Below are 22,991 nucleotides of genomic sequence, written 5' to 3'. Positions count from 1 at the left end.
TCAGCTCTCCAGGATCTCGACACGGCCGGCGGTGCCGTCGACGCGGATACGCTGGCCGGTGCGGATGGTGGTCGAGGCCGAGCCGGTGCCGGTCACGGCGGGCAGGCCGTACTCGCGGCAGACGATGGCGGCGTGGCTCATCATGCCGCCGATGTCGGTGACGGTCGCCTTGATCTTGCCGAAGATCGGGCCCCAGGACGGCGCGGTGATCGTGGCCACGAGGATCTCGCCGTCCTGGATCTCACCGAGCTGGTCGGCGGAGGTGATCAGGCGGGCCGTTCCCTCGACCACGCCCGGCGAGGCGGCCATGCCGGTGATGGCACCGTCGTCACCGCCCTCGTCCCCGGCCAGCCACTGCTGTACCTGGTCGGTGGTGATGCCGTAGAGCATCATCGTGAAGGGCTCGGTGATCTGGGCGGGCGGGGTGTTGAGCGCCGGCTGCGGACGGCGGGTGGAGAGCGCGTCGATGATGCCGCGGCGCCGCTCGATCTCGGCCGGCCAGTAGTGCGGTCCGGCCGACTCGGCGCCGACCGCCCAGCCGGTGACGAGGTCGAAGAGCGCGTCGCGCACCTCGTTGCGGTTGAGGTAGAGCATGTCGGCGGGCTCGGCCCAGAAGCCGGCGTCGGTGAACACGCGGGCGAGCTCGCGGACCTTGCGCCAGAAGACGCCCATGGTCCAGTGCTCGATGTAGAAGTTGTGGTTCTCGACGTAGGGGTAGGCGGTGGCGGCGAGGCCGCGCTTGGCGTCGAACTGCTCCTGCGCCTCCCCCTGGAGCAGGTCGCGGTACTCCCCGACGATCCGCTCCTTCTCGGCGATCAGCGCGTCGACGGGCCGCATGATGTCCTGCCCCTCGTCGACGCGCCGGATGTAGTCCTTGATGTAGCCGAGCGGGATCTCCTGGTGCTCCAGCCAGTACTTGTCGTGGCCGTAGAAGCCGTTGCCTACGGTGAAGTTGAACCACGGGTCCTGCGCGGCCTCGTACGCCGCGAGCCACTCCTCGCCCCCCGCGTCGCGGACCGTCCGCAGGGTGCCCTCGACGTCGTCGGGGTCGGCGAACGCCGTCTGGAGCTTCATCTCCACGGCCTTGACGGCGAGCTTCTTCAACTCGTCGTCGGGCCGGAACAGTTCCATGTCGACGCCCTGCACCATCTTCGCGATGGCCTGGTCGGGGATGCCGGGGAACACTTCCTTGCAGTAGCCGAAGAAGTCGAGGTAGGCGAGGTATCCGAGGTTGAGGAACTCGAAGTGGTACTGCCAGTTGCGGTAGAGCAGGGCGATCAGGCGGTCGTAGTTCTCCATCAGCACCTGGGAGCCGTCCATGGCCTTGCCGGAGACGATGTCGTCGAACGGCACGGCGTCGGGCAGCGCGGTGAACTCGAGTTCCTCCATCTCGTCGATCGTGGCGCGGACCTTGGAGTGCCAGGCCTCCAGCAGGCTGTCCCAGTTCTGGAAGTAGTGGCCGGCGCGGCGTTCGAACTCCGGTACGCGGACGGCGATCTCGCCCTCCGGCACCGGCACCGGGCTCATGTACAGATAGCCGAGGTGGATCTTGAACTCGATGCCGTTCGCCGGCGGGATCAGCAGGTGGCGGGTGTTGTACTGGCCGAGACACTTGACCGCGAACTCACCGCCGATGGTCTCGAACGGCTTGAACACCGTGGGCCAGTGCTGGCTGTCGCAGAACCAGAACTTCTCGTCGCCGCCGGGGGCGTTGTCGAAGACGAGGTGGTAGGGGTAGAGCTTCTCCCACCCCTCCGCACCGGCGGGCACCTCGATCTCCGAGGGCTTCGGGAAAGACTTCATCGTCTGTTCGATGGTCATGCGGGTTCCTCTGCGGTTCGGGCTCAGCGGCCAATGAGGGAGGAGGTGAGACCGGTCATGGAGAAGCCGGCCGGGCCCGAGGCCCTGGGAGCGGCCGGGGCGGCCGGGGCGGCCGGGGCGGCCGGAGCAGCGGAGTGCACCGTCTCCGGGCGGGACTGCAGGAGCAGGAGGTTCTCGCCGCCGGGCAGGTCGGCGTCGAGTGCCCACTCGACGTCCTGCGGGCAGCCGTAGTGCTTCTCGGCCCGCTTGGCCAGGGCCGCGACGGCGAGCAGTTCGTCGTCGGTCAGACAGCGCACCGCGCGGCGGTCCGGCTCGACCTCGCGTTCGACGAGCGAGCCGGTCCGCGGGTCGGGGACGAGTTCGGCGTGCTTGTCGCCGAGGTGCTCGCCGACCACGGTGAGCATGACCTTGTCGAGCAGGATGTTGTCGGGGGTGACCTGTCCGGAGACCACCATCTCGCCGACCCCCCACGAGGCGTCGATCACGATCTTGGAGCGGTCGCCGTTGACGGGGTCGAGGGTCATCGCGACGCCCGAGGAGCGGGCGTTGACCATCTTCTGCACCGCGACGGCCATCGACAGGTCCTGCTCGGGGATGTTGTTGCGCAGCCGGTAGGTGATCGCCCTGCTGGTGTAGAGCGAGGCCCAGCACCGTCGCACGTGTTCCCGCACGGCGGGGTAGCCGGTGAGCCAGAGGTAGGTGTCCTGCTGGCCGGCGAAGCTGGCGTCGGGGAGGTCCTCGGCGGTCGCGGACGAGCGGACCGCGACCGGCACCTCCTCGGGGAACCGCGCCATCAGGGTGTCGTAGGCGCCTTGCAGCATGCCGTGCATGTCGTCGGGGACGTCCCGGGACTCGATCGCGGCCCGGATCCTCGCCGACACCCGGTCGACGCACGCGACGTCGTCGGGGTCGATCTCGGCGAGGGCGGCCTGGATCTCCTCGCGCAGGCCGCTGCCGTCGACGAAGCGGTCGAAGGCGACCGTGGTCACGGCGAAGCCGGGCGGTACGGGCATGCCGGCGGTGGTCATGGAGACCAGCGAGGCGCACTTGCCGCCGAGCAGCGCCAGTGTCGGCGCGTGGCCGCTGTCGAAGAAGACAATGGAGTCGTTCACGGGTCAGTCCTCCCAAGTCACCCTGACCGCGGCGGGCGCGCGGAAGGAGAGGTTGTCACCGAAGTGGATGTCGGAGTCGTCGGCCAGGCGGAGGCCGGGGGCGAGGCGGGCGGTCTCCTCGAGCGTGATCTTCGCCTGGAGCTTGGCCAGCATGTTGCCGAGGCAGTAGTGGATGCCGAATCCGAAGGACAGGTGCTCACGGGCGTTGGCCCGGCCGATGTCGAAGGACTCGGCGTCCTCGAAGCGGGACGCGTCGCGGTTGGCCGAACCCATCAGCAGCAGGATGTCGGCGCCCTTCGGGACCGCCACACCGCCGATCTCGGCGTCGCGCAGGGCCTTTCGGCGCCAGCCGACGATGGAGGGGCTGTAGCGCAGCACCTCGTCGACCGCGCCGGGGATGCGACGGGGGTCCTCGACGATCCGACGCCACTGCTCGGGGTGGGAGAGCAGCACCCGCAGGGCGTTGGAGATCAGTGTGGTGGTGGTCTCGTGCCCGGCGAAGAGCAGTGAGTAGCAGACCGAGGCGATCTCGTGGTCGCTGATCGGGTCGCCCTCCGCCTGCATCCGGACCATGTCGCCGACCAGGCTGTCCCGCCCGGTCTCGTGAGCCTCGGCGACCAGCCGGCGGCATTCCGCCCAGTACTCGACGAGGTTGTGGGCGTGCGGCACCTGTTCCTCGTCGGAGAGGTCTCCCCAGGTCATGGCCGAGCGGGAGTCCGACCAGCGCTTGAAGGTGTCGATCTGCGAGACGTCGGCGCCGATCAGGGTGAGGATCGTGATCGTCGGTACGTCGTAGGCCAGGTCCCGGACCAGGTCGCCGTGGCGCTCGGGGCGGGCCAGCATCGCTTCGAGCAGCCGTACGACGTTGGCGCGGATTTCGGGTTCGAGCACCTTGAACCGGCGCGGGGTGAACGCCTTGGCGGCGACCTTGCGGATCCGGGTGTGCTCCGGGGGGACCCGGGCGGAGAGGCCGGAGTAGGCGGTGAAGCCGCCCTCCTCCATGATCTGCTTCGCCTGCGGACCGCGCTCACGCACCGGCGCCTGGGCGTTCTCGGAGGAGAAGGTCTCCCAGTCCTCGAAAACGGCCTTGATGTCGTCGTAGCGGCTCACCACCCAGTAGCCGATCCGCTCGTCGTACATCACCGGCTCCTCCGCGCGGAGGGCGGCGTACGACGGGAACGGGTCGTCCTGGGCGAACGGCTCGTAGCCGTGATGGATCGGACAGCCCGGAGCCGTGCCGGCCGGGGTCTGGGTCGACGTCATCCCGCCTCCTGTTCATCACGTCGCCGTGTGACGACCACCTCATCGTGGCCCCGGGCACCTGGAAGGTCCATGTGTGACTTCCGTTGGACGGAAGTGGTTCGCGCGCCGCACCGAGGCGGCCCGCGCAAGGTCAGGAGCGTCCGCGGCCCGGCCGTCGCGGGATGCGGGCGAGGCTGGGCTGGGGGCGGACGGCGGCCGCCTCGATGCGGCGCGCGATGCCTCGCAGGGCCGGCAGGTGGCGGGTCATGGTGCTTCCGTCGCTCGACAGCATGACCAGGCCGATGGCGGCCGGGTGGGGTTCGATGCGGACCGGGACGGCGATCGAGCACGATCCGGCGCGCACCTCCTCCTGGGTGGTCGCGTAGCCCTCGTCGCGGACCCTGCGCAGCTCCGCGGCCAGCCGTCCGGGGTTGACGTGGGTGTGCCGGGTGGCCGCCTCGAGCCGGTGGTCGAGGTACGCGGCGCGCACCCACTCCTCCTCGTAGGCCAGCAGCACCTTGCCGACCGCGGTGGCGTGCAGCGGCAGACGGCCGCCGACGCGGGAGGCGCGGGGGACCCGGGTGGAGCCGTAGATCCGGTCGATGTAGAGGGCCTCGTCGCCGTCCCTGATCGCGATGTGCGCGGTCTCGTGGGTGAGGGAGAACAGGTCCTGGAGGTAGGGCCGCGCGGTGTCGCGCAGATGGCGGCCGGCGTTCTGGGCGACCTCCCACAGCCGCAGACCCACGGTGTAGCGGCCCTGCTCGTCACGTTCCAGCGCGCCCCACTCGACGAGTTCCCTCACGAGACGGTGCGCGGTGGGCAGGGGCAGGCCGGCGTGCTCGGCGAGGTCGCTCAGGGACTGCGCGTTGGGACCGCTCTCGAAGGCGCTGAGCAGTGCGAACGCCTTCGAGGTCACCGTGCGGCCGTCACCGCGCATGGGACCTCCAGAGATCGTCGAAATGCCATCGTCGCGCACGGTGGGCGGCTCGTCGAGCACGTGGGGCGGGCCGTGCCCCGCACGGGCACGGCCCGTCGGCCGGAGGTTCCCCGCCCGTCTCAGCCGAGCGCGATCCGCTGGGGCGTGCTGTCGATCGTCGCGACCGCGGCGAGGGCGCGGGCCATGGTGCGGGCGGTGTCGGTGAACAGGTGGTCGTGGACCCGGCTGCCGATCAGCGTGTGCGCCTGCTCGCGGGTCAGCCCGAACCAGTCCATGACGGTGTCCACGCCGTGCGGGGTGAGCCGCCAGAGCTTGTCGGCGTCCTTGACCAGCGAGTCGTTGAGGGAGAGCGCGGTGAGCCGGGTGTCGTGGCCGTCGATGATCTCGACGATCTCGGCCGTCCGCGCGGGATCGTGGCCGAGCCGGGCGAGGATGTCCGCGGCGATCGCGGCGCCCTCCTTCTCGTGGCGCAGGACGAGGTCGCGGCGGCCCCCGCCGGGACGGATGGCCTCGAGCACCTCGTCCTCGGGCACCTTCGACCAGCCGGTGTCGTGGAGGATGATCGCGGGCAGCACGACATCGCGGTCGGCACCGGGATGCAGGTCGCACAGGGCCGCGGCGAGGCCGTAGGAGTAGGCGGTGTGGCCGTCGTTGCTCCGCACGTGGAGGTGGTCGACGGCCAGGCGCCACACGGCGTCGTCCTCGGGCCGGAAGCCCGCGGTACCGGGCACGCCGGCGCGGTCGGGCAGATGGCCGGTGACGTCCGTGCCGAGTTGGTTGGCGGTGGGGCTCTGACGGGGCAGTGCCGTGTTCATCTCGTTCATCGTCCTTCCGGCCAGCCGGTGTAGGCCTCGGCGAGGTAGGTCGAGCCCGCGGTCGAGCCGGTCACCGCGGCCAGTTCGCCCTCCTGGCGCCGGACGTCGAACGGGCCGGCCCCCGGCAGCGTGTGCAGCATCGTGGTCATCCAGTAGGAGAAGTGCTGGGCCTTCCAGACCCGGCCGAGGGCCCGCTCGCTGTAGGTCGCCAGCGGGGCGGTGTCACCGCTCGCGACCGCCCGCTCGAGTTCCTCGGCCAGTACCCGTACGTCGGCCAGGGCCAGGTTGAGGCCCTTGGCGCCGGTCGGCGGCACGGTGTGCGCGGCGTCGCCGGCGAGCACCAGCCGGCCGTGGTGCATCGGCTCCTGGACGAAGCTGCGGAACGGCAGCACGGTCCTGGAGGTGATGGGCCCCTCCTTGAGCGTGTGGCCGTTGGCCCCGACGCGTGACTGGAGCTCCTCCCAGATCCGGTCGTCGGACCAGGTGGCGGCGTCCTCCGCGGGGTCGCACTGGAAGTACATCCGCTGGAGGGTCTCGGTGCGCTGGCTGATCAGCGCGAAGCCCCGCGGCGAGTGGTTGTAGATCAGCTCCGGCGCGCTGGGCGCCGCCTCGGTCAGGATGCCGAACCAGGCGAAGGGGTACTCGCGGAAGTACTGCGTGCGCCGCGCCTCCGGCACCTCGCGGCGGCACAGGCTGCGCGATCCGTCGGCGCCCACCAGGAAGTCGGCGCGCACCTCGTGGCGGGTGCCGTCGGCGTCGGTGAACCGCATGACCGGGGAGTCGAAGGTGAGGCCGTCGACCGTGACGTCGGTGACGCCGAACCGGACGTCGCCGCCGTCGCGTTCGCGGGCGTCGGCGAGGTCGATGAAGACGTCGGTCTGGGGGTAGAGCTGGGTCGAGGCGCCGACCAGTCCCTGGAAGTCGATGCGGTGGCCGCCCCCGCCGAACGCCAGCTCGATGCCGTCGTGGCGGTAACCGTCGCGGTGCACCCGGTCCGAGACGCCGGTGCCGACCAGCAGGTCGACCGAGTCCTGTTCGAGGATCCCGGCGCGGTGGGTCTCCTCGATCTCCCGGCGGCTGCGCAGGTCGATCGCGACGGAATCGATCCCGGCCCGGGCGAGCAGGTGGGAGAGCATCAGGCCGGCGGGGCCGGCCCCGACGATGCCGATCTGTGTACGGCTGTGAATGCGCGAGGAGGACATGGGCGACATTCTGCGTCCGTCCGAGCCGCCCGGCCAGAACCCTCTTCCGCCCAGTGGAATCGAACCAGGGCACCCCGTCGGTCCGAACCATCGGATCCCGGCACCGGACAACCCCTCGAGAACCAAACCTAGACAGGTGTCAAATTCTTGGTTAGGTTGACCGGACTTCACCGCCAGCAGGCAGGACCTGCCCTGAAGCGGCAGGTCACACCTCAACGACGAGGGGATCGACTATGGAACTCGACGGCAGGATCGCGGTCGTCACCGGTGCGGCTTCGGGCATGGGCCTGGCCGCTGTGAAGGCCCTGGCGGGAGCCGGTGCCACGGTGTACGGCATGGATCTGCGGCAGGAGGACCTCGACCGCGAGTTCGCCGGTCTGGAGCGGGTCCGGGGCCATGCCGCGGACGTCTCCGACTCCGCCGCCGTGAACCGCGTCTTCGACCGGGTCCGGGAGGATCACGGCCGCCTGCACGTCCTCGTGAACGCCGCCGGTGTCGCCACGCCGAACAAGGCCGGGCAGGCGTGGGTGGACGGGATCAACCAGAAGATGACCGAGTCCTTCAAGAGCGGCGAGCCCTACCACCCCGAGTTCCTGGACGGCATCTCCGACGAGGACTTCGACCGCGTCGTCGCGATCAACCTCAACGGCACCTTCTACACGATCCGTGCCGCCGTACCGCTGATGAAGGAGAGCGGCAGCGGCTCGATCGTCAACTTCGCCTCCGTCGCGGGGCTCATCGGCCTGCCGATGCCCGCCTACTACCCGGCGTCCAAGGCCGCGGTCGTGGGCCTCACCAAGGCGGTGGCGGCGGAGCTCGCCCCCTTCGACATCCGGGTCAACGCGCTGGCCCCGGCCGGCATCAGGACGGCCATGCTCACGGCGTCCGGCGACGACCACGTCCAGGCACTGCTCTCCCTCCAGCCGCTGAAGCGTCTGGCCGAGCCCGACGAGATCGGCCGGACGGTCCTCTTCCTCGCCTCCGACGCGGCGGGCCACTACACCGGTCAGACCCTGGCGCCCTCCGGCGGCGCCCTCATGCTCTGACCCCCATCGACAACCGGACGGAGAAGATCCAGTGCAGCACACCGAGGCCCCGAAGCCCGCGGTCGCCCTCACCGGGACACCCGGCGTCGAGCGCCGCTTCCTCGAAATCCTGGACGAGACCATCCGCGCGGACATCGAGAGCGGCGCCTACCACGGGGCGAACGTCATCGTGGCCCGCCACGGCGAGATCGCCCTGCGCGGCAGCTACGGACTGGCCGACGCCCGAACCGGCCGCCCGACCCGGCGCGACGACGTCTACCGCATCCTGTCCATGTCCAAGGGCTTCACCAACGCCCTGGTCTTCCGGGCCCTCAGCGAGGGCAGGCTGATGCTGTCGACCCGCGTCGTCGACCTCATCCCCGAGTTCTTCGGCACCGAGCCGTTCCGCGCGGCGCGCAAGGACCGGATCAACCTCGCCCACCTGCTCACGCATCGCGCCGGCCTGCCCGCGACGCCCAACCCGGGGCTGGGCCCGGAGGGTTTCGCCGTACTCGCCGATGTCATCGAGGCGCTGGGCGGCGTCGACGTCGTGCACGAACCGGGCACGAACCTGAACTACTCGGCGGCCATCAACCACGCGCTGATGGGCGAGATGGCCCGCCGCGCCTACGGTGCCGACTCGTTCCGGGAACTCGTGCAGGAGAAGGTCTTCGGCCCCGTCGGCATGACGCACACCAGGTTCGGGATGCCCGCCGAATGGCGTGACCTGGGCGTTCCGCTGAAGGTCATCGTCGCCAACGACTCCTGGCTCAAGCCCGAGGACATCGAGTGCCTCAACGAGGTCATCGACCGCGAGGACGCCGAGATGCCCTGGGTCGGCGCGGTGTCCACCATCGACGACGTCTTCGCGTTCACCGAGATGCTGCGGAACAAGGGGCGCACCGGCTCCGGGGAGCAGCTCATCGGTGAGTCGGTGCTGGACTTCGCCACGACCAACCAGACCGGCGACCAGATCAACGACCTCTACGGCATGGTCGCCGCCGCCCGCAAGTGGGACCTCCCGCCGGGCAACATGGGCCTGGGCATGGCCCTCGCCGGCACGGGGACGCACGCCCGTTTCTTCGGCCCGTTCGTCTCGCCGCGCACCTTCGGCTCCTACGGCGCCGGTTCGTCCCTGCTGTGGGTGGACCCGGTCTCGGGCATGTCCTTCTGCTTCCTCTCCTCCGGAGTGATGGACGAGGGCGACAACGTCGCCCGCTTCCAGAAGCTCTCCTCGATCGCCGCCTCCGCGGCAACCAGCGTCTGACCCGCGAAAGGAGCAGGCCATGACGTCACTGCAGGAAGAGGCCCGTCCCATGGGCCGCTGCCCCGTCGCCCACGGTTTCGACGCGATGGGTGACGACTACTACCGGGACCCGGCCGCTCATCTGGCCACGGTCCGGGACACCTCGCCGGTGTTCTGGTACCCGCACCTGAACGCGTGGATCGTCACGCGGCGGGAGGACTGCCTCACCGTCCTGTCGGACTGGCAGACCTACTCCTCGGCCGCCAACTCGGCCGCGGACGTGCCGGCCAAGCACCGGGAGGTCTACCCGCCGGACCTCGTCTCCAAGATGATCGTGGGGCAGGACCCGCCCGGGCACACCGAGACGCGGTCCGTGGCGCAGCGGGGCTTCGTCAAGGAGCGCATGGACCGGCTGCAGCCCGAGATCGAGGCCAGGGCGCACCGCATCATCGACCGGTTCGAGAGCAACGGCTGCGCGAACCTGCTCGAGGAGTACTCGCTGGAGCTGACCACCCAGACCATCATGGCGTTGCTGGGTCTCGGCCACGAACACGAGGCGATGCTGCGGCAGTTGCGCGACGACCTGTTCGCCGTGCTGTCGTCCGCGCACGAGCCGCTGCCCGAGCCGGCGCGGTCCGAGGTGTGGGACCGCTTCGTCGAGGCCAACCTGAAGCTGCGTGCCATCGTCGACGCGCGACGCGACTCCGATGCCGACGACATCATCTCCGTGATGGCGTCGGCCCGGGCCAAGGACGGCTCGTACGCGCTGCCCACGCCCCAGATCGCCCTGCACGTCTCCGAGTTCGCCGCGGCCGGCACGGACACCACGGCCCAGGCCATGACCAACGCGGTGCTCTTCCTGTCCCAGAACCCGCAGGCGCTCGAGGACGCGCTCGCCGAACCGGAGCTCTGGCCCCGGGTCTTCGAGGAGACGCTGCGGCGGCGCCCGTCCTCGACGTTCACCTCGCGCCGGGTGACGCGGGACGTGGAACTGTCCGGTGTGCGCATCTCGGCCGGTGACATGGTGTGGGTCGCGCTGGCCTCGGCCAACACCGATCCCGAGCACGTCGAGCGGCCCTTCGAGTTCGACATCCACCGCCCCGACCCCACCGGTCACCTGGCCTTCACGGCCGGACGGCACACCTGTCTGGGCAACCCCCTGGCCCGTGTCCAGGGCGCCACGGGGCTGCGGGTGCTCTTCGAGCGGCTGCCGTCGCTGCGCCCGGAGGACACGGACGAGCTCGACTTCCTGCGCATGGCCCTGCTCCCGGTGCGCCGCTCCCTGCAGGTGCGCTGGGACGTCGCGGACGTCGAGCGTTCCCGGACGCGGACCGTGCGCACGCTCACCCTGGAGGTGACGGAGCGCACCGAGGCGTCGGAGGGCGTCGTCGCCCTGACCCTGAGCCATCCGGACGGCGGTGAACTGCCGCCGTGGAAGGCCGGGGCCCATGTCGACGTCCATGTGCCGGGCGGGGACGGTGAGCCGTGGGTGCGCCAGTACTCGCTGTCCTCCGACCCAAAGGACCGCACCTCCTACCGCATCGGCGTGCTGCGGGAGCAGGCCGGCCGGGGCGGGTCGGCCGCGGTGCACGACGCGCTGACGGTCGGGTCCCGGGTCACCGTGTCCTGGCCGCGCAACAACTTCCGGCTCCTGCCCTCGCCCCGCTACCTGTTCATCGCGGGCGGCATCGGTGTCACCCCGATCCTGCCCATGGTCCGGGAGGCCGAGCGGGCCGGCGCCGAGTGGGACCTCGTCTACGGTGGGCGCACGCACGCGTCGATGGCCTTCCGCGACGAGCTGGCCGCCCACGGCGACCGCGTCACGGTGGTCCCCCAGGACGAGCTCGGGCTGATCGACCTGCCCGGCCTGCTCGGTGAGGTGCGCGAGGGGACGCTCGTCTACGCGTGCGGCCCCGAGCCGCTGCTGCGGGCCGTGGAGGAGAACACCGCCCACTGGCCGAAGAACTCTCTGCGCCTGGAGCGGTTCGCCCCGAAGCCCGTGGTGCGGACCGTTCCCGACACACCGTTCCAGGTGGAGTTCGCCGAGTCCGGGACGGTCGTCGAGGTCGGCGCGGACGAGACGATCCTGGAGGCCGCCCAGAAGGCCGGACTCCCGGTGGTCTCCTCGTGCAGGACCGGTACGTGCGGCACCTGCGAGACGCCCATCGTCGATGGCCGGGCCGACCACCGGGACTCGATCCTCACCCCGTCGGAGCAGGAGGCCGACAGGACCATGCTGATCTGTGTGTCCCGGGCCGCGGCCGGCTGCCCCCGACTGGTGCTGGGCGGCTGACGCCGGGCCGCTCACTGCCTCCTCCCACTCCGTCGGGAAACCCGTTCACCGGGTTTCCCGACGGAGTCCTGTGTCCGGTCAGTCGGCGAACAGCTGGGCCCACTGCCGGGCCAGCGAGGTGAGGATCAGCTCCTCCCGCTCCTTGTGGCCGCGGATGTACAGGAAGTAGAAGTTGCGTTCCAGGCTCATCATCAGCGTGGTCATGTGCACTTCGCGTGCCACCCGCTCGTCCTCCGCCGCACCGTCCAGGTGGAGCGACGCGTGGGCCGACGAGACGCGCCGGATCAGGCCCAGCCACTCCTCGAGGACGTCCGGATCGATGGCCATGGCCTGGTTGACGGCCTCGAACTCGGTGGCGTAGCGCAGCCACATCTCACGGGCGGTGCCCAGCCACTCCCGCATGGCCTCGGGTGTGTGCCCCGGCATCCCGTCCAGTACGGCGTAGAGCTCGGCCACCTCGGCCTCGATCTCGGCCATGCGGGCCCTGATGATCTGGGACTTGCTGTTGAAGTACAGGTACAGATTGGCCCGGCTGCTGCCGGCCGCGGCCGCGATCTGGGCCATGGACGTGCGTTCGTACCCCTGTTCCTTGAAGAGGCGCAGGGCTTCGTCGACGAATCGCTGACGGGTGGCGATGCTCTTGGCCGTACGGTTCGTTGCCATGCGGAGCCCCCGGCTCACGAGGAGAAACGGTGGGTCACGAGGCACTCCTGGGCGGTCGGCTCGGCGGTACGGCACTGCCGGTGCAGTCTAGCCATCCGGGCGAACCACGATGCGGGGCGCTCCTTGCACTTCGATCGGGTGAACACCGGTGGCGCGCCCCTTGGGCGCCCCCGAAGCCTGGGTTTACCGCCGGGCCGGCCGCCGCGTACAGCGACACCCCGGCACTCCGGCCCTCAACTCGTCGAGTTGGAGCGGCTCTTCACGCCCACCCGGACGGCGACCGGGCGGGTTCTCGCGCATGTCCCGCCTCCCGGCCACGGCGCCCCGTCACCTGAACGGCAGAACGTCGCGACACCCGGAGTGCTGAATCGGTTACTCCAAGCGATGCTCGGACAGGGGCGACCTCACTGGAAGGAACCACATGCACCACATACTGCGCGGGCCGGTGGCGACCGCACTCGTCCTGGCCCTCGGCGCCTCCCTCACCGGCGCCGCCGTCACCGGTGGAGACCCCTTGGGCGACTCGGACTCCGACGCCGTCTCCCCTCCCGCCCGCACCAGCACACCGCCCGCCCCTGGCATGTTCGCCAAGCGCGTCGTGGCCACCGGGCTGAACAACCCCTACGAGATCGTACGGGCCCCCGACGGGTCCCTGTGGGCCACCGAGAAGACCGGCAAAAAGGTCACCCGGGTCGATCCGAAGACCGGTGCCAAAACCACCCTGCTCAGCCTGCCGCAGGCCGTCCACAGCGAGGGCGGGCAGGACGGTGTGCTCGGCCTCGCCATCGAGGAACGGCGCGGGACGGGCGAGGTGTACGCGTACCTCTCCTACACCAACGACATCGACCCCACCCCGGTCGTGCAGGCCCGCACCAAGATCGAGCGCTACACCTACGACCCCGTCCGGAAGCGGCTGCACAGCCCGAAGGCCGTCATCGCCGGCCTGCCGGCCGGCAACGACCACCAGTCGGCACGGCTGCGACTGGGTCCCGACGGCAAGCTGTACTACACCATCGGTGACCAGGGGGTGAACCAGTTCGGGAACACCTGCAAGCCCAGCTACGCCATGCGGCTGCCCACCGCCCACGAAGTCGAGGGCAGGGACTGGATCGCCTATCAGGGGAAGACCCTGCGGCTGAACACCGACGGCTCGGTCCCCTCGGACAACCCGGTCCTGGGCGGCGTGCGCAGCCACGTCTACACCTACGGACACCGCAACGCGCAGGGCCTGGCCTTCGGCCCCGACGGCACGCTCTACTCGAACGAGCAGGGCCCGAAGACCGACGACGAGATCAACATCCTGAAGAAGGGCGGCAACTACGGCTGGCCGAACGTCTCGGGCTACCGCGACGACAAGGCGTACGTCTACGCCAACTGGTCCGCCTCGTGGCCGACGCCGTGCGACGAGCTGACCTTCAGCAACTTCGAGATCCCCAAGACGGTCCCCGTCCAGCGGGAGACCGACTTCAAGCAGCCCTTCGTCCAGCCGGTCCACACCTTCGGCACCGTGGGCTCGGACTTCAACTTCCAGAACCCCAGGTGCGCGCGGGGCGAGGAGTGGTCCCTGTGCTGGCCCACCATCGCGCCCTCCAGCTTCGAGCACTACGGGACGTCCAGGAAGTCCGCCGAAGCCACCGGTAAGGGCATCCCGGGCTGGAACAACTCCCTGGTGATGACCACCCTCAAGGACGGCACCGTCTACCGCGTCGACCTCACGCCGGGAGGCCAGGGCGTCGGCAAGGTCACCGAGCTCCTCATGGAGCACAACCGCTTCCGTGACACGGAGTTCAGCGCCGACGGCAGGTCCCTCTTCGTCGTGACCGACTCCGCGGGCCCCGTCCGTGACGCGCAGGGCAGTCCGGTCTCCGACCCCCTGGAGAACCCGGGCGCGATCATCGAGTACCGCCTGCAGGGCTGAACCGGCGCCCCGGCCCGCCCGGTACGCCCTGCGGCACGCAGCCGTCCTCGCCCCGCCCGGTCACACCCCTCACAGACCGGGTCCGGGGCGAGGACCTTCGCCGTGCCGTGCGCCCGGTGGTCCCCTGTGCGCCGGCTCCGCGGGTTCCGTACTCGGGCTGTCCGGTCGATTCGCAGACGTGGACCGCCGGCCCGCGCGGTGTCGCCTCGTGGCGGACTTGGACCGCGGAACGCGCGAGAACTCATCGCTCCGGGCGACCCGGCGGAGTGTGCGGATCGTGTGCATTGTTCACCGAAATCGCGAGTGACGCATGGACACTCCGACACGTTCCCACCATTTGCCGGAGCGGCACTGCAAAGAAGCACCCCTGAAAATCGGCACATCACCTTCCATAACACCACGCCCCCGATGGCTCACCCGGCACCGCACGGTGCCCGCGCCGACTTCGGGAACAGTCACTCTCCCCTTCCGACGGCTTTAGGATCGATGACAGGCCACCCCCTCGTCCTGATGCCCTGATCCCCTGGCTCTTGGCAGCCGCGAACGCGGTGTGCCGTACGGGCCAAGCGGAAACATGCGTGAAGAAAGGTGAACACCATGGTCCTCGGACTGCTGCGGCGCCTGCGTCCGCAGGGCGCCTCCGGCGCCGCGTCGGGCCTCTCGGTCCCCCTGCCGGCGGGCGCGGGGGCGTTCGGCTGCGAGGCCGTCGACGCCCTGGGGCGGCCGCTGGGCGCGACCGAGGTCACGGTGACCGAGCTGGACAGCCACCGCGTCGCGGCTCGCGGCACCACCGACCCGTACGGCTACTACATGGCGGCCCTGCCCCCGGGCAGGTACAGCGTGATGCTGACGGCGGAGGGTCTGTCACCCGCCCGCGAGAGCGTCGACATCGTCGCCGGGGTGGCTCTCGCCCCCGCACGCGTCGTGCTGGAGCCCGGACGCCGACTGGAGCTGCCGCCCGCCGGCACCTGGGTGTTCGACCCTCCGCACACCGCGATCCGGTTCATCGCCAAGCACGTGGGCATGGCTCATGTCCACGGCCGCTTCACGCGGTTCGAGGGCGGCATCCGGGTCGCGGAGGACATGGGCGACTCCCAGGTCTCGGTGCGCATCGACGCCTCCAGCATCTCGACGGGCAACCAGACCCGCGACAACCACCTGCGGTCGGCCGACTTCCTCGACGTCGAGAACTACCCGTACATCGACTTCGCCGGCACGCGGTTCGCCTACCACGGCGGCTCCAAGTGGACCGTGCACGGCACCCTCACGATGCACGGCACCACTCGCTCGGTGGGCCTCGACACCGAGTATCTCGGCACCGTGAACGGCGGCTACGAGCAGGAGCTGCGCTGCGCCGCCCTCGCCAGGACCGAGCTGCATCGCGAGGACTTCACCCTCAACTGGCGTTCCATGCTCGCCCGCGGCATCGCCGTCGTCGGGCCGACGATCCAGCTGGCGCTCGACGTACAGGCCATGTACCGGACCCACGACACACCGACCCCGCCCCACTAGGAACGGCGGGGCGGGTGTTCCCGCCCCGCCTCCGGCGGCGGGTCAGCGCAGCGGGTCGAACGGCGCGAGCTGCGCGGGACGTGCGCCGGTGACCATCGTCTCGGCGAGCAGCTCTCCGGTGGCCGGGCCGAGGGTGATGCCCCACATGCCGTGTCCGCCGGCGGCGAAGACCCGGGGTGAGCGGGTGGCCCCGATCAGGGGCAGTCCGTCGGTCGTGCAGGGGCGCGAGCCGACCCACTCGTCCTCGCGGGCGTCCAGGTCGGCGCCGCGCAGCAGCGGACGGGCCGCCTCGGCGATGGCGTTGATCCGGCGCGCGTCCAGGGGCGCTTCCGGCTTGCGGAACTCCATCATTCCGGCGACGCGCAGCCGGTCACCGAGCGGGGTGCAGGCGACGCGCTGGCCGGGGAAGTACACGGGGCCGGTCGGCACGTGCTCGATCGGGACGCTGAAGCTGTACCCCCGCCCGGCCTGCACCACGGAGCGGACCCCGAACTTCCTGGCGTGGCGGCCGAGCCAGGCTCCGGTGGCCAGGACCACCGCGTCGAAGCGCCGGTCCTGGCCGTCACCGGTGCGGACGACGGCACCGGTGGCCGCGTCCCGCACATCGGTGACCTCCGTCCTCTCCCGGATCTCGCCGCCCCGGGCGCGGACCGCGTCGCCCAGGGCGTGCACGAAGTGTCCGGGGTCGATGTAGCGCTGGCCGTGCAGGCGGATCGCCGCGCCGATCTCGTCCGAGAGGGACGGCTCGATCCCCCGGGCCTCGTCGCCGTCGAGGACGTCGAACTCCATGCGCTGTCCGGCGGCGTGGATCTGCTCGAGTTCCTCCAGCAGGACCCGGCGTTCCGCTGCCGTGCGGTAGGCCGCGAGGAAGGACTTGGCGTCGAGGGTCCGCGCCTCGACGCCGCCTTCGGCCAGCGTGTCGAAGGCGGCCAACGACAGGCTGTTGATGGGGACGAGCGCGCGCATCGCCCGCAGCCACCGTGTCGCGGTGCTGTTCCGGGCGAATCCCGCGAGGAACCTGAGCAGGCCGGGGTTGGCGCTGGGCGGGACGTAGACCGGGGAGGACGGGCTGAGGACCGCGCGTACGCCGTAGCTGAGGACCGCGGGCTCGGGCAGCGGTGTCGCCAGGCCGGGGGTCAGCCATCCGGCGTTGCCCCAGGAGGAGCCGGCGGCCACCCCGTCGCGGTCGTACACGGTGACGTCGACGCCTCGCTCCTGAAGGAACCAGGCAGTGGACAGTCCGACCATGCCGGCACCGACGACGGCGACGGAGCGGGGGCCGGAGTGCGCGGGCGAGGCGGGGCGGGTCATGCGGAACCTCTTCTCCAAGGCGGTGGTGTCTTCGATGGTGAGCCCGGGCCGTGCCGTTGTCTTTGTGCTGTACGGCCAATGGGGGCCTTGCACGTGGTGCGCCGGGAACCATGCCCCCGGGTCACAATGGGGGCATGACTCTGCTCATGAGCTGCTGCCGTCACGCCGCTGGGGGCCGATGATGATCACGGTCACCGATCTGGTGGATTCCCTGGGTGCCGGGTTCCTCCGTACCGTCGTGGCGGCCGGGGACGCCGAAGTGCACGACGTCGCCCTGGCCGAGCCCGGGGATGCCGTGGGGCAGCCGGGAGAGCTCGTCCTGGGGGTGGGCGTGGCCGACCGGGCCGGGGCCGTCGCCCTGCTGGAACGGGCCGCCCGGGCGGCGGCCGGGGGTGTCGTGCTCAAGGGCCCCTTCGCCGGTGATCCGCAGGTGGCCCGTGCCGCCCGCGAGCTGGCGGGCCCCGCGCTGGTCGAGCTGCAGCCGCACACCTCGTGGGCGCATGTCGTCTGGCTGCTGCGGGGCGTCATCGACCGGGCCTCCGCGCCCGACACCAGTCGCCTCGGCAGTCCCGGGCCGCACGTCGACCTGTTCGCGCTGGCCGACACGGCGGCCGAGATCATCGACGCGCCGGTGACGGTGGAGGACGCGCAGTCCCGGGTGCTCGCCTATTCCGCGCGGCAGGACACGACCGATCCGGCGCGCGTCTCCACCATCGTGGGCCGGCGTGTGCCCCCGGAGACCCTCACCCATTTCCGGGCCGGCGGTGTCTTCCGCAGGCTCGCCCGCTCCAGCGACCCCATCTGGACCCCGGCCGGCCCCGACGGCACCCTGCCCCGGCTGATCATCCCGGTACGGGCCGGCGGCGAGTGGCTCGGTTCGATCTGGGCGGTGGTCCGCTCCCCGGTCCCCCCGGAGCGTATCCGGGAGCTCAGCGACGTGGCCTCGGTCCTCGCCCTGCATCTGCTGCGGCTGCGCGCCGAGGCCGGTATCGCACGGCGGGTCTCGACGGGTCAGCTGCGGGTGACCCTGCGCGAGGGTGCCGCCACCGGCACCGGTCCGGGCGCCGCGTCCGCGCTGCCGGCGGGGCCCTGGCGGGTGGTGGCCTTCGGTTCCCCCGACGGGACCGACGTGCGCAGGCAACTGGATCTGTGGGAATCGGTGGCCCTCCGCTTCGGCTGGCACCAGCCCCTGCTGACCGATCTCGACGGACTGCTGTTCGGCCTGGTCGTCGAGCGGCCGCGGGGCAGACGCCCCGTCACCGCCGGGGGCATGGCCGATGCCGGTGCGGGCACCCTGGACTGGCTTCGGCATGTGCTGCGTGAGGTCCACGCCCACGACCCGGGCCTGTATGCCGCGACGGGCTGTACCGCCCGCTCCCCCGACCAGTTGCCCCGTGCCACCGCGGAGGCCGGCGAGCTCCACCGGCTGATCGGCGCCGGCCGGCTCCCGCTCCCCGGCCGGACGGGGCTCGTTCTGATGGAGGACGCCTGGGACACCGTCGTCGTGGAGCGTGCCACGGCGGCCGTCGGGATCGACGCGGGCCTGCTCGGCGGGCCGCTCGCCGCGTTGCGCGCGCACGACGAGGAGCACGGCACGCCGTACCGCGCGACGCTCGCGGCCTGGCTGGACCACTTCGGTGACCCGCAGAGCGCCGCGCGGCTGTTGCGGATCCATCCCAACACGCTGCGCTACCGGCTGCGCAAGCTCGACGAGGTGGCCCCGGTGGACCTGTCCTCGCCCCGGGTGCGGCTGGCGCTGCGGCTGCAGCTCACGGCGATGGGCGAGGGCCCGCGTCCGGCCGGCCACTGAAACTACATCCTTCAACAATCATGGATGATAGGAACAGAGGTTCAGACACCGCGCGATGAAGGAGTTCATGTGACCCAGACGGCAGCGGAGACCACGGACCAGCGGGTGTTCGTCGACAAGCAGAGCCCGGCCGCCTATCGCGCACTGGCGTCCACGGCCGAGGCGGTGCGCAAGGTCGCGGCCGACGCCGGCCTGGACCGCGTCCTCGTCGAGCTGATCAACATCCGGGTCTCCCAGCTCAACTCCTGCGCGTTCTGCCTCAGTCTGCACACCACGCGGGCGCTGCGCGCCGGCGAGACCGCAGAGCGCCTGGGCGTGCTGGCCGCCTGGCGCGACACCGAACTGTTCCCTCCGCGCGAGCGCGCCGCGCTGGCACTCGCCGAGGCCACCACCCTGCCCACGGACGCCGACGCGCAGAGCTCCGCGTACGCGCTCGCGCGCTCCGTGCTGTCGGAGGACGAGATCTCCGCCGTGATCTGGGTGGCGATCACCATGAACGCCTTCAACCGGGTCTCCGTCCTGAGCAAGCACCCGGTGCGCCCCCGCACCGCGACACCGGCCGGCTGAACCCCCCGGGAACCCGCCGGCGCCGTCACCCCGGCCGCGCGGAGCGGGGGCCGGTCCCAGAACGGTGGACGTCCCCGCTCCCGTGCCGGGCGGGGACGTCCACCGTCTGCGGTCGGGTCAGGCGAGTTCCACCAGGAGGTCGCCGCCTTCCACCTGCTGGATGCGGTTGATGGCCAGCCGGCTCACCGTGCCGGACTTCGGGGCGGTGATCGCGGCTTCCATCTTCATCGCCTCGATGGTGGCCACCGTGGCCCCCGCGTCCACCTCGTCGCCCTCGGCGACCGCGAGGGTCACCACTCCGGCGAACGGCGCCGCGACATGGCCGGGATCGGTCCGGTCGGCCTTCTCGGTGACCGGGACCTCGGAGGCCGCCGCCCGGTCGCGGACCTGGATCGGCCGCAGCTGACCGTTCAGGGTGGACATCACCGTGCGCATGCCGCGCTCGTCGGCGTCGCCCACGGCCTGGAGTTCGATGAGCAGCCGCACCCCGGGGTCGAGGTCGACGGTGTACTCCTTGCCGGGGCGCAGCCCGTAGAAGAAGTCCTTGCTGTCCAGGACGCTGGTGTCGCCGAAGGACTGGCGGTGCGTGTCGAACTCCCTCGTGGGGCCGGGGAAGAGGAGCCGGTTGAGGGTCGGCCGGCGGTCCTTCGCCAGCCCCTCCCGGTCGTCGGCGGACAGGTCCTGGACGGGCTTGGCCTCGGCGCGGCCCCGCAGCGCCTTGGTCCGGAAGGGCTCCGGCCAGCCGCCGGGCGGGGTGCCCAGCTCGCCGCGCAGAAAGCCGATGACGGAGTCGGGGATGTCGAACCGGTCCGGATCCTGCTCGAAGTCCCGCGGGGAGACCCCGGCGCCCACCAGGTGCAGTGCCAGGTCACCGACCACCTTCGAGGAGGGGGTGACCTTCACCAGGCGGCCGAGCATCCGGTCGGCGGCGGCGTACATCGCCTCGATGTCCTCGAAGCGGTCGCCCAGGCCCAGGGCGATGGCCTGGGTGCGCAGGTTGGAGAGCTGCCCGCCGGGGATCTCGTGGTGGTAGACCCGGCCGGTGGGCGAGGCCAGGCCCGCCTCGAAGGGGGCGTAGACCTTGCGGACGCTCTCCCAGTACGGTTCGAGGTCGCCGACGGCCTGGAGGTCGAGGCCGGTGGGCCGCTCCGAGTGGTCGGTCGCCGCGACGATCGCCGACAGGGACGGCTGCGAGGTGGTGCCGGCCATGGACGCCACCGCCCCGTCGACCGCGTCCGCTCCGGCCTGGATCGCGGCGAGGTAGGTGGCGAGCTGACCGCCGGAGGTGTCGTGGGTGTGCAGGTGGACCGGCAGGTCGAACTCCCGGCGCAGGGCCGACACCAGGGTCGCCGCGGCGGGTGCCCGGAGCAGGCCGGCCATGTCCTTGACGGCCAGGACGTGCGCGCCCGCCTCGACGATCTGCTCGGCCAGGCGCAGGTAGTAGTCCAGGGTGTAGAGCCGCTCGGACGGGTCGGACAGGTCGGCGGTGTAGCACAGGGCGACCTCCGCGACGGCCGTCCCGGTCTCGCGTACGGCGTCGATGGCGGGCCGCATCTGGCTGACGTCGTTCAGCGCGTCGAAGATGCGGAAGACGTCGATGCCGGTGGCCGCCGCCTCCTGGACGAAGGCGTCGGTCACCCCGGTCGGGTACGGCGTGTAGCCCACGGTGTTGCGGCCGCGCAGCAGCATCTGCAGACAGATGTTCGGTACGGCTTCCCGCAGGGCGGCCAGGCGCTCCCACGGGTCCTCGGCGAGGAAGCGCAGGGCGACGTCGTAGGTGGCACCGCCCCAGCACTCCAGGGAGAGCAGTTCGGGCAGGGTGCGCGCCACCACCGGGGCGACGGCGAGCAGGTCCTTGGTGCGGACCCGGGTGGCGAGCAGCGACTGGTGGGCGTCGCGGAAGGTGGTGTCGGTGACGCCGACGGTCGGTGAGGCGCGCAGCCAGCGGGCGAAGCCCTCGGGGCCGAGTTCGGTGAGCCGCTGCCGGGACCCGGCCGGCGGCTCACCCGCGGGCAGCCGGGGCAGCTTGGTCAGCGGGTCGATCAGCTCGGGCCGTTCGCCGTGCGGCTTGTTCACCGTGACGTCGGCGAGGTAGGTCAGCAGCTTCGTGCCGCGGTCGGCGGAGTGGCGTGCGGTGAGCAGGTGCGGACGCTGCTCGATGAACGACGTGGTGACCTGTCCGGCCTGGAACTCCGGATCGTCCAGCACGGCCTGCAGGAAGGGGATGTTCGTGGCGACGCCGCGGATGCGGAACTCGGCCACGGCGCGCCGGGCCCGGTTGACCGCGGTGGTGAAGTCCCGGCCCCGGCAGGTCAGTTTCACCAGCATCGAGTCGAAGTGGGCGCTGATCTCCGTACCGGCGTGGGTGGTGCCGCCGTCCAGGCGGATGCCGGAGCCGCCGGGTGAGCGGTAGGCGCTGATCCGCCCGGTGTCGGGGCGGAAGCCGTTGGCCGGGTCCTCGGTGGTGATGCGGCACTGCAGCGCGGCGCCCCGCAGGGTGATGTTCTCCTGGGCGAGACCGAGGTCGGCCAGCGTCTCACCGGCGGCGATGCGCAGTTGCGCCTGCACCAGGTCGACGTCGGTGACCTCTTCGGTCACGGTGTGTTCGACCTGGATGCGCGGGTTCATCTCGATGAAGACGTGGTTCCCGTCGCGGTCGACGAGGAACTCCACGGTCCCGGCGTTGCGGTAGCCGATCCGGCGGGCGAAGCGCACGGCGTCGGCGCAGATCCGGTCCCGCAGTTCCGGGTCGAGGTTCGGCGCGGGCGCGAGTTCGATCACCTTCTGGTGGCGGCGCTGCACCGAGCAGTCGCGCTCGAACAGGTGGATGACGTTGCCCTCGCCGTCGGCGAGGATCTGCACCTCGATGTGGCGGGGCTCGACCACGGCCTTCTCCAGGAAGACCGTGGGGTCGCCGAACGCGGACTCGGCCTCCCGGGAGGCGGCCTCGATGGCCTCCCGCAGCTGGGCGGGGGCCTCCACGCGGCGCATTCCGCGCCCGCCGCCGCCGGCGACCGCCTTGACGAACACGGGGAAGCCGATGCCGTCGGCGGCACGGACGAGTTCGTCCACGTCGGTGGAGGGCGCCGAGGACCCCAGCACCGGCACGCCCGCCTCACGGGCCGCGGCCACCGCGCGGGCCTTGTTCCCGGTCAGTTCGAGGATCTGTGCGTTCGGTCCGACGAACGTGATGCCCGCGTCCTCGCAGGCGAGGGCCAGCTCGGGGTTCTCGGACAGGAATCCGTACCCCGGGTAGACGGCGTCGGCTCCCGCCCGGCGCGCCGCGCCGATGATCTGCTCCACGGAGAGGTAGGCCCGTACCGGATGCCCCGGCTGCCCGATCTCGTACGCCTCGTCCGCCTTGAGCCGGTGCAGCGAGTTGCGGTCCTCGTGCGGAAAGACCGCGACGGTTCGGGCGCCCAGCTCGTAGCCCGCGCGAAACGCCCGAATCGCGATCTCACCACGGTTGGCTACCAGCACCTTGCGGAACATTCTTGATCCCTTCAGCCTGCCGGGT

16 protein-coding genes are annotated in these 22,991 nt (G+C 71.1%); 7 read left to right on the top strand and 9 right to left on the bottom strand.

What is annotated here, in order from left to right; all coding sequences use genetic code 11:
* The 6 genes from PYS65_RS33490 to PYS65_RS33465 form a co-directional block, all read right to left on the bottom strand.
* Window positions 1–1,821 (bottom strand): PEP-utilizing enzyme, encoded by a 1,821-nt coding sequence (locus PYS65_RS33490; protein ID WP_279337725.1) that lies wholly within the window; start codon window positions 1,819–1,821, stop codon window positions 1–3.
* A gap of 23 nt (window positions 1,822–1,844) precedes the next feature.
* Window positions 1,845–2,933: a PEP/pyruvate-binding domain-containing protein gene (locus tag PYS65_RS33485; RefSeq protein ID WP_279337724.1), complete on the bottom strand. Its 1,089-nt coding sequence runs from the start codon at window positions 2,931–2,933 to the stop codon at window positions 1,845–1,847.
* Between the two features lie 3 nt (window positions 2,934–2,936).
* Window positions 2,937–4,196 carry a cytochrome P450 gene (locus PYS65_RS33480; RefSeq protein WP_279337723.1) on the bottom strand — a complete coding sequence of 420 codons (1,260 nt, stop codon included), beginning with the start codon at window positions 4,194–4,196 and terminating at the stop codon, window positions 2,937–2,939.
* A gap of 130 nt (window positions 4,197–4,326) precedes the next feature.
* A complete protein-coding gene (locus PYS65_RS33475) occupies window positions 4,327–5,112 on the bottom strand; it encodes an IclR family transcriptional regulator (protein WP_279337722.1) in 786 nt (261 codons plus the stop codon).
* Window positions 5,113–5,231: 119 nt separating this feature from the next.
* Entirely contained in the window at window positions 5,232–5,936 is a 705-nt protein-coding gene (locus PYS65_RS33470) for an HD domain-containing protein (protein WP_279337721.1), read from the bottom strand.
* Window positions 5,933–7,129: a 4-hydroxybenzoate 3-monooxygenase gene (locus tag PYS65_RS33465; protein WP_279337720.1), complete on the bottom strand. Its 1,197-nt coding sequence runs from the start codon at window positions 7,127–7,129 to the stop codon at window positions 5,933–5,935. Before PYS65_RS33465 ends, PYS65_RS33470 begins: the two co-directional genes overlap by 4 nt.
* Before the next feature lie 233 nt (window positions 7,130–7,362).
* Here PYS65_RS33465 and PYS65_RS33460 point away from each other — a divergent pair, with 233 nt between their 5' ends.
* The 3 genes from PYS65_RS33460 to PYS65_RS33450 are packed head-to-tail and all read left to right on the top strand — an operon-like array spanning window position 7,363 to window position 11,693.
* The gene (locus PYS65_RS33460; RefSeq protein ID WP_279337719.1) at window positions 7,363–8,175 is read left to right on the top strand and encodes an SDR family NAD(P)-dependent oxidoreductase; all 813 of its coding nucleotides are present in this window, start codon (window positions 7,363–7,365) and stop codon (window positions 8,173–8,175) included.
* 31 nt (window positions 8,176–8,206) lie between these two features.
* A complete protein-coding gene (locus tag PYS65_RS33455) occupies window positions 8,207–9,421 on the top strand; it encodes a serine hydrolase domain-containing protein (RefSeq protein WP_279337717.1) in 1,215 nt (404 codons plus the stop codon).
* A 19-nt stretch (window positions 9,422–9,440) separates the two neighbouring features.
* A complete protein-coding gene (locus PYS65_RS33450) occupies window positions 9,441–11,693 on the top strand; it encodes a cytochrome P450 (RefSeq protein WP_279337715.1) in 2,253 nt (750 codons plus the stop codon).
* A 78-nt stretch (window positions 11,694–11,771) separates the two neighbouring features.
* Here PYS65_RS33450 and PYS65_RS33445 read toward each other — a convergent pair whose 3' ends face one another.
* The gene (locus PYS65_RS33445; protein ID WP_279337714.1) at window positions 11,772–12,356 is read right to left on the bottom strand and encodes a TetR/AcrR family transcriptional regulator; all 585 of its coding nucleotides are present in this window, start codon (window positions 12,354–12,356) and stop codon (window positions 11,772–11,774) included.
* A gap of 421 nt (window positions 12,357–12,777) precedes the next feature.
* On the opposite strand from PYS65_RS33445, the gene PYS65_RS33440 reads away from it, so the two are divergent.
* A complete protein-coding gene (locus tag PYS65_RS33440) occupies window positions 12,778–14,274 on the top strand; it encodes a glucose/sorbosone family PQQ-dependent dehydrogenase (protein ID WP_279337713.1) in 1,497 nt (498 codons plus the stop codon).
* Window positions 14,275–14,871: 597 nt separating this feature from the next.
* The gene (locus PYS65_RS33435; RefSeq protein WP_279337712.1) at window positions 14,872–15,786 is read left to right on the top strand and encodes a YceI family protein; all 915 of its coding nucleotides are present in this window, start codon (window positions 14,872–14,874) and stop codon (window positions 15,784–15,786) included.
* A 42-nt stretch (window positions 15,787–15,828) separates the two neighbouring features.
* On the opposite strand, the gene PYS65_RS33430 is transcribed toward PYS65_RS33435, so the two are convergent.
* Window positions 15,829–17,097, bottom strand: a complete 1,269-nt coding sequence (locus PYS65_RS33430) for an NAD(P)/FAD-dependent oxidoreductase (protein WP_279337711.1) — start codon at window positions 17,095–17,097, stop codon at window positions 15,829–15,831.
* A 178-nt stretch (window positions 17,098–17,275) separates the two neighbouring features.
* Here PYS65_RS33430 and PYS65_RS33425 point away from each other — a divergent pair, with 178 nt between their 5' ends.
* Both PYS65_RS33425 and PYS65_RS33420 read left to right on the top strand, forming a co-directional pair.
* Complete coding sequence (locus tag PYS65_RS33425; RefSeq protein ID WP_279337710.1) at window positions 17,276–18,907, top strand: PucR family transcriptional regulator; 1,632 nt, start codon at window positions 17,276–17,278, stop codon at window positions 18,905–18,907.
* Window positions 18,908–18,976: 69 nt separating this feature from the next.
* Window positions 18,977–19,474: a carboxymuconolactone decarboxylase family protein gene (locus PYS65_RS33420; protein WP_279337709.1), complete on the top strand. Its 498-nt coding sequence runs from the start codon at window positions 18,977–18,979 to the stop codon at window positions 19,472–19,474.
* A 117-nt stretch (window positions 19,475–19,591) separates the two neighbouring features.
* On the opposite strand, the gene PYS65_RS33415 is transcribed toward PYS65_RS33420, so the two are convergent.
* The gene (locus PYS65_RS33415) at window positions 19,592–22,966 is read right to left on the bottom strand and encodes a pyruvate carboxylase (RefSeq protein ID WP_279337708.1); all 3,375 of its coding nucleotides are present in this window, start codon (window positions 22,964–22,966) and stop codon (window positions 19,592–19,594) included.
* Window positions 22,967–22,991 lie beyond the last annotated feature (25 nt).

Source organism: Streptomyces cathayae, assembly GCF_029760955.1.
Classification (GTDB): domain Bacteria; phylum Actinomycetota; class Actinomycetes; order Streptomycetales; family Streptomycetaceae; genus Streptomyces; species Streptomyces cathayae.
The sequence above is the reverse complement of the archived record's forward strand: the minus strand, read 5'-3'. Positions and strand labels throughout refer to the sequence as shown.